Origin of the sequence: Aliivibrio sifiae, assembly GCF_002954715.1 — a bacterium.
Classification (GTDB): domain Bacteria; phylum Pseudomonadota; class Gammaproteobacteria; order Enterobacterales; family Vibrionaceae; genus Aliivibrio; species Aliivibrio sifiae.
Map to the genome: position 1 here is coordinate 1 of NZ_MSCP01000001.1, position 12,713 is coordinate 12,713.

The following is a 12,713-nucleotide window of genomic DNA, read 5'->3' on the forward strand; positions in this document are numbered from 1 at the left end:
AATAAATGAAATTATGCTAAATAGACACCACAAAGTGGTCGTTCAATTGGCTGGACTTTTTATTGAAGAGCTAGTGGTCGATAATCTATAGAGGGATATATTGCTCTATAGATTGATATAAAGCCCTATTAACGTAGTAACATTATATCAAAAGGCTTTAATCGATGTGTCTGTAGGAAAGTGAATAACTTGCTCTGAAAGTGTTAACTCATCGGTAAAGGTAAAAGAGTTTAGATTGAGAGTGTTAGTGTATGGTTCTAAAGCGTAGAAGCTGTTAATTTAGTTGAGGTTATATATTTTAATAATAGTAATTCTTTAGGTTTACAAATATATATTGAACTATATAAGAATCTCTCTCAGAGTGGATGATGATTTTAAAATAAGCAGAAGGAAGTTATTGCGACCTTTAGTATACTCCATAGAGTTAAATGAATATAACAAGTTTAGATTACGGAAATAGGGTCCTGTGATATTTGTTTGGATATAAAAAACGCCCGATAATAATACCGAGCGTTTACGGGCTTTATTTACTGTTCACCACATTGAGTTCAATAAATATTATTGAGCTTGAGTTGTTTTACCTGCTTTTAAGCCCATATTGATATCCATGATATCTTGTTCGCTTAGTGTACCAACAGCTTGCTTTAACTGAAGTACGCTTAAAATGTAATCATAGCGAGCATTTGCTAGGTTACGATTCGCATCATATAAGCGACGTGTTGAATCTAAAACATCAACAATAGTACGTGTACCAACATCAAAACCCGCTTCTGTTGCTTCTAATGCAGAATTAGCAGAGATTACAGTTTGTTCGTAAGCTTTTAGTGCTCCGATAGATGCGTTGATATTGTTGTTATAAGCTCTAACATCTTTAGTTACTTCGCGATATGTTGCTTCTAAGTCTTGGCTTGCTGCAACATATTGAAATTCTGCTTGGCTTGTTAACGAACTAGTATTACCACCAGTATACAGTGGGATGTTTAAGTTAATACCTGCGTTAATGTCTCCATAACTATCATCATTAAAACCATTTTTAGTACCACTTTGGTCGGTGTAATTATAACCCGCATCAAACGTTAGGGATGGCATATGACCTGAACTTGCAAGAGATATATTATCTTTTGCAACATCAGCGCTGATACGAGCAGCTAACAGGCTTAGATTTTTTTGTTGGGCTTCATCAATTAAGCTATCTGATGTTTGCTCTGATGGGCTTGCTGAGAAGCGTTTTGTATCTAATACACTTAGTTCCGTATGACCTTGACCTGTAATAACACGAAGATCTTCATAGCTATTTACTAATTGATTTTCTGTTAATACTTCATTAGCTAATACGCTATCGTACTCAGCTTGAGCATCATGTACATCGGTAATTGCAGATAAACCTACATCAAAACGTTGTTTTGTTTGTTCAAGTTGGCGACCAACAGCAGCTTTCTCTGAACGAACAAATTCTAAATTATCATTTGCACGTAATACATCAAAATAAGCTTGGGCAACTCTTAAAATAACACCTTGCTGCTCTGCGGCATAAGCAGAATCAGCTTGGCGTGCACTTTTTTCTGCTATATCTAAACTAACCCAACTTGATTGTTGGTAAAGTTCTTGAGATAAATTAATACCTGCAGTTAAACGATCATTCTCACGAGTATCTAAATCACTACGTAAAATATTGTAGCCGGCACTTAAATCAATTTGTGGTAATAGAGAACTTTGCGAAGAGTTTACCGCTTCAAAAGCTGCATCTTTTGTTGCAGCAGCTCTTAGTAGTTGAGGGTCATTTTCTTTAGCTTGGTTATAAACTTGCGCAAGGTCATCGGCAGCAGCTAAAGAGCTGAAACTACCTAACGCCATTCCAATAAATAGTGGAAGCAGTTTTCTCATGGTGGTTTGTCCTGCAAAAATTGTTTTATATAATATAGTTTATAGAGTGTACCTTATCTCTCTATACTATGGCTGTAAAGATTACATTTTTTTACGTTTTATCTATTTTCGTTATTGTAATAGTGTGGAAAGGTTCTAAAAAAAATGTAAGCATTATCAAAAATGTTCAGTTAATTAATTGTTGCGACTATGGATGAATGATAAAACAGAACGCTAAATCTAGGAGATATAAATGGATTCATCTTCAAATAAAGGATTAAATAATCAATTTACCTGCGATGATGTTGATGTTTTGTCGAAAAAATCACTCTACCATGGTTTTTTTAATATGACGAAAATTACATTTCGGCATCAATTATTTAATGGTGGTTGGAGTGAAATAATTGAACGTGAATTGTTTGAACGAGGACATGCTGTCGCACTTTTACCTTATGATCCTATTGTAGATAAGGTCGTTTTAATTGAGCAGATTCGTGTTGGAGCTTTAGAATCAACGTCTCCATGGCAGTATGAAATTGTTGCTGGGATGATTGATAAAGGTCAATCGTCTGAACAAGTAGCTATTAGAGAAGCTAATGAAGAAGCTGGAATAGTTGTTTCTCGATTACAAAAAATATCGCATTTTTATCCTTCTTCAGGAGGGTGTTCAGAACAGCTTGATGTATTTGTTGGCTGTGTTGATACATCTACAGCTAAAGGTATTCATGGTTTAGAAGATGAAGGTGAAGATATTAGGGTTCATGTCGTAGCCCGAAAAGATGCATATGCCTTAGTTACTAATGGTAGAATTGAGAATGCAGCCTCAATTATTGCATTACAGTGGTTAGAGTTAAATGTTTCAGGGTTACGAACACAATGGAACATGAAATAACATGCGTAAATATCACGTTGATTTATCTACTCTAATGCGTGTTTATGAAACTAATTATGCGAAACTAGTTTTACTTTTACCTAGAAATGAAAAAATCAGTGAACTTGTTAGCTATAAAGTGTGTCAGCAAGAATACCAAATTAAAATATTAGAAGTGACAGTATATACAACGTTAGTTGAGGTTTATCAGATAGATAATAAACCAATATATCCACTTCCTAAATTAACGGTTAGACTTTATCATGATGCTAGAGTGGCTGAAGTATGTGCCAGTCAGCAACTTGCCCATATAAAAGCAAAATATGATTATCCGAATGGAAAAATGCTTCAAAAAGATGAGAAACACCAATTAAATCAGTTCCTAAGTGACTGGCTGACGTTTTGTTTAAAAAATGGGATAAGCCAAGAACCCATTTTCTAAAAAAGAATATATAAAGGTTGTAGCTATTTTGCTCTCTGAAACACTACTTAAGAATGAAAACGGCCCGATACGGTTGTTACAGATAACAGATACTCACTTATTTGCGCCAATAGAAGGAGCGCTACTTGGTGTGCCTACCTTATACAGCTTTCAAAGCGTAGTAGAGCAAGTGCAGCAGCGTACATCAGATTTTAGTGCGATCTTGGCCACTGGTGATATATCTCAAGATCATACCGTTGAATCCTACCAGCATTTTGTAAACGGGATTAAACCTTTAGAAAAACCATGTTATTGGTTGCCAGGTAATCATGACTATAAGCCAAGCATGGGAGGGGTATTCCCCTCTCCTCAAATAAGGGCTTCTGAACACCTTCTTATTGGGAAACATTGGCAGCTAATAATTTTAGATAGCCAGGTTGTAGGAGTACCTCATGGTGCTTTATCTATAGAGCAGTTGGAGCTCCTAGACAAAGCTCTTACTCAATATAGAACTCGCTATTCATTGATTTTATTACACCATCATCCATTACCTGCGGGCAGTGCGTGGCTCGATCAGCATCAATTAAAAGATAATGAACATTTTTGGAATGTTATTTCTAAGCACAGTAATGTGAAAGGAATCTTGTGTGGCCATATTCACCAAGAGCTTGATCGAATGATTAATGGTGTTCGCTTACTTGCTACACCATCAACCTGCGTGCAATTTCTTCCTGATTCTGATGATTTTGCACTAGATTCTCAGCCTCCAGGTTGGCGAACCTTAGACTTGCTGCCAAATGGTGATATTGATACAGAGGTGCATCGTCTAGAGCATTGTAATTTTTCAGCAGATGTTGAAGCCGGAGGGTATTAAAATGAAGAAGCCAAGCTTATTACTATACATTCATGGTTTTAACAGCTCTCCTTTATCCCATAAAGCTCAAGTAATGGTCCAATACTGCAAAGAAAGCCGTTCAGATATTAAGGTTATTGTTCCCCGTTTGCCTTCTTATCCTCAAGAGGCGGCTGAATCTTTAATTAATCTTATTGAAAAATATAAAACTGAATTTACTATTGGATTAGTTGGAAGTTCATTAGGTGGGTATTTATCTGCGTGGTTAAATGATAAATATGGCTATAAAGCAGTCCTTGTTAATCCTGCTGTTAAGCCTTATGAGTTACTTGCTGATTATTTAGGGGTACAAACGAACCCTTATACTGGCGAAGACTACTTTCTTGAAAACCACCATATGGTAGAACTGCAGGATTTATTAGTTAAAACCGTAGCCACTCCTGAAAGCTTATGGTTATTGCAGCAAGAAGGGGATGAAGTTCTTGATTATCGCCAAGCTGTCGGAAAATATGTAAATTGTAAACAAACTATTGAGAAAGAAGGGGACCATAGTTTTGTTGGCTTTGAACGTTTCCCTGAAAAAATAATTCAATTTCTAAATTTATAGTTACGCTTTATCTACCCGAAATACACAGTATCTATACAATCTTTAATACAAAGCCACATATTTAAAGAGGAATAGAGTCGATTGCTTGACTTTCTTTCCTCCCTTTCAGACTATGTAACAAATTTTAAGAAGCCTTCCGAGATATGACTGAACAATATAATGCAGGAGCCATTGAGGTTCTAAATGGCCTTGAGCCCGTTCGTCGCCGTCCTGGTATGTATACCGACACTACTCGTCCAAACCATTTAGGGCAAGAAGTAATAGATAATAGTGTCGATGAAGCCTTAGCCGGACATGCGAAAAAAGTTGAAGTAATTTTACACGCCGATCAATCTCTTGAAGTTATTGATGACGGGCGTGGTATGCCTGTTGATATACATCCAGTAGAGAAAGTCTCAGGAGTGGAGCTTATTTTATGTAAGCTGCATGCTGGTGGTAAGTTTTCAGGTAAGAACTACGAGTTTTCAGGCGGTTTACACGGGGTTGGTATCTCGGTAGTTAACGCCTTATCAAAACGTGTCGAAGTTACAGTTCGTCGTGATGGAGAAATCTATGAAATTGCCTTTGAACATGGTGAGAAAGTTTCAGATTTAACTGTTGTTGGAACTTGTGGTCGTCGTAATCGTGGTACTAGCGTACATTTTTGGCCTGATATCAGTTACTTTGATTCACCGAAGTTTTCTGTTACTCGCCTTATCAATAATTTAAAAGCTAAAGCAGTATTATGCCCCGGGCTAGAGATTGTCTTTAAAGATAAAGTAAACGATAAAGAACATAAATGGTGCTATGAAGACGGTCTTAAAGATTACCTTCTAGAAGGTGTCACTGGCTATACGTTATTACCTGAAGACCCATTCACGGGCGCATTCTTAGGTAAAGGTGAAGCCGCTGATTGGGCCGTAACTTGGTTGCCTGAAGGCGGAGAACTTGTTTCTGAAAGTTATGTAAACCTTATCCCTACTGCTCAAGGTGGTACGCACGTAAATGGCATGCGCCAAGGTCTTTTAGATGCTATGCGTGAATTCTGTGAGTTCCGAAATTTATTACCACGTGGTGTAAAATTAACCGCGGATGATATTTGGGATCGTTGTGCTTACGTTTTGTCGGTTAAAATGCAAGATCCTCAATTTGCAGGCCAAACGAAAGAGCGTTTATCTTCACGTCAATGTGCTGCATTTGTTTCTGGCGTTGTAAAAGATGCTTTTAGTTTATGGTTGAATGAAAAACCACAAATTGCAGAACTGATTGCTGAAGCTTGTATTGCTAATGCACACCGTCGTATGCGAGCAGCTAAGAAAGTTGTTCGTAAGAAGATAGCATCAGGCCCTACATTGCCAGGTAAATTGACAGACTGTTCAATTCAAGATTTAGCTCGTACCGAACTTTTCTTAGTGGAAGGGGATTCGGCGGGTGGTTCTGCGAAACAAGCGCGTGATCGTGAATTCCAAGCGGTAATGCCACTGCGTGGTAAAATTCTAAATACGTGGGAAGTATCAGCAGACCAAGTTCTAGCATCTCAAGAAGTTCACAATATTTCTGTCGCGTTAGGTATTGACCCTGACTCTGATGATTTATCAGGCTTACGTTACGGTAAAGTATGTATCCTTGCCGATGCCGATTCAGATGGTCTTCACATTGCGACTCTTCTATGTGCGCTATATCTGAAGCACTTCTCTTCTTTAGTTCGTGCTGGACACGTTTATGTAGCAATGCCACCGCTGTATCGTATTGACTGTGGTAAAGAGGTTTTTTATGCCCTTGATGAGGCAGAAAAAGAAGGCGTATTAGATCGTTTAAGTAATAAACGTGCAAAAATAAACGTACAACGATTTAAAGGGTTGGGTGAGATGAATCCACTTCAGCTTCGTGAAACGACAATGGATCCAAATACTCGTCGTCTGGTTCAATTAACCATTGATGACGATGAAAAGACCAATGAAATGATGGATATGCTTTTAGGTAAAAAACGTGCAGACGATCGTCGTGCTTGGCTACAATCTAATGGCGATCAGGCAGAGGTATAAGATATGAGTTCAGAAATGTCCTTGGAAGGTGTTGAACAGCTGCCGCTGCGCAAGTTTACAGAAGACGCTTATCTAAATTACTCCATGTACGTAATCATGGATCGCGCATTACCTTATATTGGTGATGGTTTGAAACCCGTTCAACGTCGTATTATTTATGCAATGTCAGAGCTTGGTTTATCTGCGAATGCAAAATACAAAAAGTCGGCACGTACGGTTGGTGATGTATTAGGTAAATACCACCCACACGGTGATTCTGCATGTTATGAAGCGATGGTACTAATGGCTCAGCCTTTCTCTTACCGCTACCCACTGGTAGATGGTCAGGGTAACTGGGGTGCGCCAGATGATCCGAAATCGTTCGCCGCAATGCGTTATACCGAATCAAAATTATCGAAGTTTGCTGATGTACTACTTGGTGAAATAAGCCAAGGTACGGTTGAATGGCAGCCAAACTTTGATGGCACGATGAAAGAACCAAAGATCTTGCCTGCACGCCTTCCTCATATATTGCTGAATGGCATTATGGGTATCGCAGTAGGTATGGCGACAGATATTCCACCTCATAATGTACGTGAAGTTGCGAATGCAACCGTACATTTATTGGATAATCCTAAAGCTGACTTAGATGAAGTGATGAACTTTATCCAAGGACCAGATTACCCAACTGAAGCGGAAATTATTTCATCTCATACTGATATTAAGAAAATTTATCGCACTGGTCGCGGCAGCATTAAAATGCGTGCAGTATGGCATAAAGAAGGTAGCGATATTGTTATTACTGCGTTGCCACATCAAGTGTCAGGCAGTAAATTATTAGAACAAATAGCGAGCCAAATGCGCGCGAAGAAGTTACCAATGGTAGACGATCTTCGTGATGAATCGGATCATGAAAATCCAACTCGTATCGTGATCGTTCCGCGTTCAAATCGTATTGAAGCTGAACCATTAATGAATCACCTATTTGCTTCTACGGATCTTGAAAAAAGCTTTCGTGTGAACCTAAATATGATTGGTTTGGATTTACGCCCACAAGTTAAAGGCTTAGTTAGCATTCTTAATGAGTGGATTGAATTCCGTCGCACGACAGTTCGTAAGCGTTTGCAACATCGTCTTGATAAAATCTTGGCTCGTTTACATATTTTAGATGGTCTATTGGCTGCGTATTTAAATATCGATGAAGTTATCGAAATTATTCGTACCGAAGATAATCCAAAGCATGAATTAATGACGCGCTTTGATTTAACTGAGATTCAAGCGGAAGCTATTTTAGAGATTAAACTTCGTCAGTTAGCGAAACTGGAAGAGATTAAGATCCGTGGTGAGCAAGATGAGTTAGCGAAAGAGCGTGATCAGCTTGAGAAACTATTAGGTTCAGAGCGTCGTTTAAGTACGTTAATTAAGAAAGAAATCTTAGCGGATGCAGAGAAGTTTGGCGATGATCGCCGTTCTCCTTTGGTTGAACGTGAAGAAGCAAAAGCATTAACAGAACGTGATTTAATTCCAAGTGAAACGATTACTGTTGTTCTTTCTGATAAAGGTTGGATCCGTCATGCTAAAGGGCATGAAGTCGACCCGACTACATTAAACTATAAATCAGGTGATAAATATCTTGCCCATGCTCGAGGTAAAAGTAATGCCCCTGCGGTATTTATGGGAACCAACGGCAGAAGTTATGCGCTTGAGTCACATACCCTGCCATCAGCAAGAAGCCAAGGTGAGCCTATTACTGGCCGCTTAAATATTACGGCTGGTACTCAAATTACTCATGTAGTTATGGGTGAAGAGGATCAAGCATGGTTAATCAGTTCTGATGCTGGTTACGGTTTTGTATGTAAAGGCAGTGATTTATTATCGAAGAATAAGAATGGTAAGACGTTACTAACGCTTCCTGAAAATTCATTAGTAATGAACCCAGAATCTGTTTCCGATTTAGACAATGATGAAATTTTAGCAATCACCAATGAAGGTAGAATGTTACTGTTCCCAATTAAAGATTTACCACAGCTAAGTAAAGGTAAAGGGAATAAAATAATTAATATTCCTGCTGCTCGCTCTAAATCACGTGATGAGTTTTTATCTCACTTACTACCATTGCCACAAGGTGCGACTGTTACCTTATATGCCGGTAAACGTAAGTTAGGTTTAAAACCAAGTGATCTTGATAACTTTAGAGGTGAGCGTGGTCGTCGTGGTAGTTTACTACCAAGAGGCTTACAGCGAGTTACTCGTATTGATGTTAATGGTGAAAGTTCATCAAATGAAGAAAGCGAATGATCTTCGTTTTATGAAGTGAATAAAAAATAGCGCATGATAAATGCGCTATTTTTTTATCTATTAAACGATATTCTACGTAAAAAAACAGGCCGTATTAATTAATACCATTGGTATGAAAACTAATTTGAAGGATCTTCAGCAATGGTTACTTTGATAGTTTGAGCGACCCCTTTGCGAATTACATCGACATCGACTTCTGTCCCTGGGCGTAATTCTGTAACAATATCAGTGACATTTTGTCTATTAATAACACTCTTACCATCAATGCTCGTAATTATATCTTGAGTAATTATGCCACTCTTTTCTGCTGGACTATTTGGTGAAACCCCTAGAACTAGGATGCCATTGATATTATCAGCATTCATAAGACGAGCCATTGCTGGGTTAATATCCCTGCCATCAATACCAATATAGCCTCGGATCACTTGCCCATCAGCAATTAAACGACGCATTATTTTATCAGCAAGAGCATAAGGAATAGCAAAAGATATTCCATAGGTTTCTAATTCGGTTGCTTGTTGGAAAGAGGCCGTATTGATGCCAACTAACTCTCCTCGAGTATTGACTAACGCTCCTCCTGAGTTACCGCGGTTAATTGCAGCATCCGTTTGTATTAAGCCTTGCGTCCCATCGGCACTTAGCGCAGCTCGTCCAGTTGCTGAAATGATCCCGAATGTGGTGGTTTGTCCTAAGTTATAAGGATTACCTATTGCCAATACCACGTCACCAATGTCTGCTTGATAATTCGGATTTAATGGAATGACAGGAAGGTTTGTATCTTTAATTTGCAGTACAGCGAGATCGGTGCGTTTGTCTTTGCCAATCAATTGAGAGTTAAATAATCGACCATCTTGAAGGGCTACAATGACTTGGTCCGCATCAGCAACCACATGATAATTGGTGATGATATAACCTTTATCACTAACGATAACCCCTGAACCTAAGCCTTCAGTATCTAAACGTAATCGGTCTTTATCGTTATATTTTCTGCTATAAATATTAACAACAGCGGGGGCCGCACGGCGTACTGCATAATTAAATGAAATTTGATTACTTATTTGTTGAGAAGCTTGTTCTGTTGGGATTTTTTTCGTGTTAATTGAGGAACGTAGATTAGGGAATGCAAGTAATAATACAGCAGCAGTTACTGTACCTATAATAGCTGAGCGCAATAAGAATGAAAGCATTGCCTTCCTAACCTTTAAAAATCTAAAAATAATTAGTTAGGATAACATTGAATGTTCATAAAAAGTAGAGATTGAATAAAGGAGGGAGGCGCTATTAATTGGTGACGTTAATACGTTTAAACGAACAAGAGTTTCAGAATCAGAAGGCATTTTGTTGTCAAGGCACATGTATGATTAAGAAACCCTTAAAGTGTTAATTATAAATTTTGGTGCTATGCGATCTTATCTTCTTTTTTTGCGTTGATATCAATTATTGGTTCATCATTTAATAAGCCTGTCGCACCATTTGCGTAATCTTTTGGTTGCTTATTCACTTCTTCTTTTATGTGAGCCACTTTTTTATTTAATTCAGGTGAAAGTGTCATTTCATCTAAACGGGCTGAAAATGGATTATCTTGCTCTGGTAGATTAGGCATAAGTTCTTTTGATGTTGAAGCCATATGGTCATACATCTTATTAAAGTCTTTTGCCAAAGCTTCTAGCATAGTAGCGCTTGTAGCAAAGTGATCAACTAACTCTTGACGGTATTGCTCTAGCTCATATTTGGATTTTTCTAAATCTTGTTTTAATGATTTTTGTTGTTTAATACCAGGTACGGTAATGCGAGAAATTAAAAAGCCAATAATTATACCAACGGCTAAGCCAATTAAGGCGTAGGTCCAAGCCATGAAGTGCTCCTTATCATATTTATTAATATGGGTCGGCATAACTGTGAGTTAGCCCACTCATTGAGTATGTTGAGATCATGCTACTATGAAGAGAGTCAATCAACAAAAGAAAAGATTAAAACTGATGACACCATTAGAAAAATATCATCTCGACCTTCAACAGGACGGATTTCATCATGATAATGCTCAACAATATGCTGTAGAACAACTAGATGCTTTATATCGACGCATATTAGAAACAAAAGTTCCTGAAAAGGAAGTAAAAAAATCGTGGAAACATTTTTTCAAAAAAGCGAAGCCTCAAAAGTTAACTCCAATCAAAGGGTTGTATTTCTGGGGAGGCGTTGGTCGTGGTAAAACTTATTTAGTTGATACTTTTTATGACGCTTTACCAACAAAGAGAAAAATGAGAGTTCATTTTCATCGTTTTATGCAGCGTGTCCATGATGAGCTTAGGGAACTAAAACATCAATCAGATCCATTACTTGTGGTTGCTGATAAATTTAAGCAAGAAACTGATATTATCTGCTTTGATGAGTTTTTTGTTTCAGATATAACAGACGCAATGATTTTAGCTACACTACTAGAAGCATTGTTTGAACGAGGTATTACCTTAGTCGCAACATCGAATATCATCCCACAAGAGCTTTATCGAAATGGCTTACAGCGAGTACGTTTTCTTCCTGCTATCGTATTAATTGAAACTCATTGTCAAATAGTAAATGTAGATAGTGGTGTTGACTATCGCTTAAGGACATTAGAGCAAGCTGAGATTTTTCATTTTCCTTTAGATGATAAAGCGGAAAATAACATGAGAATGTATTTTGAAAAATTGACAGTGGACAGTGAATATCAAAAGAAGAAGATAGAAATTAACCATCGCCAATTAAGCGTGAAAGCAGAAGGTGATGGGGTTGTTCATTTTGAGTTTTCAGCATTATGTGAAAGTGCTCGTAGTCAGAATGACTACATAGAGTTGTCTCGCCTATATCATACTGTTTTACTTTCCAATGTTAAAATAATGGGAGAGCTTAATGATGATGCCGCTCGTCGTTTTATTGCCATGATTGATGAGTTTTATGAGCGAAACGTCAAATTAATCATCTCTGCAGAAGCAGATTTGAGCTCTATTTATAAAAAAGGACGCTTAACGTTTGAATTTAAACGTTGTCAGTCTCGGTTAGTTGAAATGCAAAGCCATGAATATCTAGCGAAAGAACATTTATCTTAATCATTAATTCCTTTATTACGATAATTTAAGGTATTTATTTGATGTGATGAGGTTCAAATTTCATTTTTTTTGTGCTTTTTACCTAATATGTGAAATATCTTCAAAAAAAAGATGATTTTTTCTTCACGCTTCACTATAATCCTCCGACCCACCGTTACTGTACTGGCGTAATTGCCAAGAGTGCCAACCACTCGAAGGGGTGATGACTGGGCTCAAAAATATACAGTGGGAGCGAAAGCTCCTAATCAGTGAAATTATTTAATAACGGGTATCATTAGCATGAAAACTTTCGTTGCTAAACCAGCCGCTGTAAAGCGTGACTGGTATGTTGTAGACGCTGAAGGTAAAACTCTTGGTCGTATCGCAACTGAAATCGCATCTCGCCTACGTGGCAAGCATAAAGCAGAATACACTCCTCACGTAGATACTGGTGATTACATCATCGTTATCAACGCAGAGAAAGTACGCGTAACTGGTAACAAAGCAGCTGGCAAGATCTACTACCGCCACTCTGAGTTCCCAGGCGGTCTAAAATCTATTTCTTTCGAGAAACTGATCGATCGTAAACCTGAAATGGTTATTGAATTAGCTGTTAAAGGTATGCTACCACGTGGTCCTCTTGGTCGTGCTATGTACCGTAAACTTAAAGTTTACGCTGGCGCTGAGCATAACCACACTGCTCAACAACCACAAGTACTAGACATTTAATCG

The 12,713-nt window shown here is 38.0% G+C and carries 11 protein-coding genes; 8 read left to right on the forward strand and 3 right to left on the reverse strand.

The genetic code is table 11. From position 1 onward, the window contains the following. Positions 1 to 558 precede the first annotated feature (558 nt). Positions 559 to 1,884, reverse strand: a complete 1,326-nt coding sequence (gene tolC / locus BTO23_RS00005) for an outer membrane channel protein TolC (protein ID WP_060994067.1) — start codon at positions 1,882 to 1,884, stop codon at positions 559 to 561. 232 nt (positions 1,885 to 2,116) lie between these two features. On the opposite strand from tolC, the gene nudF reads away from it, so the two are divergent. The 6 genes from nudF (at position 2,117) to parC (ending at position 8,916) form a co-directional block, all read left to right on the forward strand. Beyond that, positions 2,117 to 2,755 (forward strand): ADP-ribose diphosphatase, encoded by a 639-nt coding sequence (gene nudF, locus BTO23_RS00010; protein WP_060994068.1) that lies wholly within the window; start codon positions 2,117 to 2,119, stop codon positions 2,753 to 2,755. A 1-nt stretch (position 2,756) separates the two neighbouring features. Continuing rightward, positions 2,757 to 3,176: a DUF1249 family protein gene (locus BTO23_RS00015; protein WP_105062760.1), complete on the forward strand. Its 420-nt coding sequence runs from the start codon at positions 2,757 to 2,759 to the stop codon at positions 3,174 to 3,176. Between the two features lie 28 nt (positions 3,177 to 3,204). Then, the gene (gene cpdA, locus BTO23_RS00020; protein ID WP_105062761.1) at positions 3,205 to 4,029 is read left to right on the forward strand and encodes a 3',5'-cyclic-AMP phosphodiesterase; all 825 of its coding nucleotides are present in this window, start codon (positions 3,205 to 3,207) and stop codon (positions 4,027 to 4,029) included. A 1-nt stretch (position 4,030) separates the two neighbouring features. Then, a complete protein-coding gene (gene yqiA, locus BTO23_RS00025) occupies positions 4,031 to 4,615 on the forward strand; it encodes an esterase YqiA (protein WP_060994071.1) in 585 nt (194 codons plus the stop codon). 143 nt (positions 4,616 to 4,758) lie between these two features. Beyond that, positions 4,759 to 6,639 (forward strand): DNA topoisomerase IV subunit B, encoded by a 1,881-nt coding sequence (parE, locus tag BTO23_RS00030; RefSeq protein WP_061005708.1) that lies wholly within the window; start codon positions 4,759 to 4,761, stop codon positions 6,637 to 6,639. 3 nt (positions 6,640 to 6,642) lie between these two features. After that, positions 6,643 to 8,916: a DNA topoisomerase IV subunit A gene (gene parC / locus BTO23_RS00035; protein WP_060994073.1), complete on the forward strand. Its 2,274-nt coding sequence runs from the start codon at positions 6,643 to 6,645 to the stop codon at positions 8,914 to 8,916. 119 nt (positions 8,917 to 9,035) lie between these two features. Here parC and degS read toward each other — a convergent pair whose 3' ends face one another. Both degS and zapG read right to left on the reverse strand, forming a co-directional pair. Beyond that, a complete protein-coding gene (gene degS / locus BTO23_RS00040) occupies positions 9,036 to 10,103 on the reverse strand; it encodes an outer membrane-stress sensor serine endopeptidase DegS (RefSeq protein ID WP_061005710.1) in 1,068 nt (355 codons plus the stop codon). 212 nt (positions 10,104 to 10,315) lie between these two features. Further along, positions 10,316 to 10,771 (reverse strand): Z-ring associated protein ZapG, encoded by a 456-nt coding sequence (zapG, locus tag BTO23_RS00045; protein ID WP_060994075.1) that lies wholly within the window; start codon positions 10,769 to 10,771, stop codon positions 10,316 to 10,318. Positions 10,772 to 10,895: 124 nt separating this feature from the next. Between zapG and zapE the strand changes: the two genes are divergently transcribed. Together zapE and rplM are read left to right on the forward strand one after the other, a co-directional pair. Then, complete coding sequence (gene zapE / locus BTO23_RS00050; protein WP_170066717.1) at positions 10,896 to 12,002, forward strand: cell division protein ZapE; 1,107 nt, start codon at positions 10,896 to 10,898, stop codon at positions 12,000 to 12,002. A gap of 279 nt (positions 12,003 to 12,281) precedes the next feature. Continuing rightward, positions 12,282 to 12,710, forward strand: coding sequence for a 50S ribosomal protein L13 (rplM, locus tag BTO23_RS00055; RefSeq protein WP_045101173.1), 429 nt, complete (start codon positions 12,282 to 12,284; stop codon positions 12,708 to 12,710). The last annotated feature ends 3 nt before the right edge of the window (positions 12,711 to 12,713 follow it).

Bases quoted from the DNA above. Each gene is read 5' to 3' on its own strand.
- parE (WP_061005708.1), top strand. From the start codon at position 4,759: ATGACTGAACAATATAATGCAGGAGCCATTGAGGTTCTAAATGGCCTT.
- degS (WP_061005710.1), bottom strand. From the start codon at position 10,103: ATGCTTTCATTCTTATTGCGCTCAGCTATTATAGGTACAGTAACTGCT.
- rplM (WP_045101173.1), top strand. From the start codon at position 12,282: ATGAAAACTTTCGTTGCTAAACCAGCCGCTGTAAAGCGTGACTGGTAT.
- BTO23_RS00015 (WP_105062760.1), top strand. From the start codon at position 2,757: ATGCGTAAATATCACGTTGATTTATCTACTCTAATGCGTGTTTATGAA.
- parC (WP_060994073.1), top strand. From the start codon at position 6,643: ATGAGTTCAGAAATGTCCTTGGAAGGTGTTGAACAGCTGCCGCTGCGC.
- nudF (WP_060994068.1), top strand. From the start codon at position 2,117: ATGGATTCATCTTCAAATAAAGGATTAAATAATCAATTTACCTGCGAT.
- yqiA (WP_060994071.1), top strand. From the start codon at position 4,031: ATGAAGAAGCCAAGCTTATTACTATACATTCATGGTTTTAACAGCTCT.
- zapE (WP_170066717.1), top strand. From the start codon at position 10,896: ATGACACCATTAGAAAAATATCATCTCGACCTTCAACAGGACGGATTT.
- zapG (WP_060994075.1), bottom strand. From the start codon at position 10,771: ATGGCTTGGACCTACGCCTTAATTGGCTTAGCCGTTGGTATAATTATT.
- tolC (WP_060994067.1), bottom strand. From the start codon at position 1,884: ATGAGAAAACTGCTTCCACTATTTATTGGAATGGCGTTAGGTAGTTTC.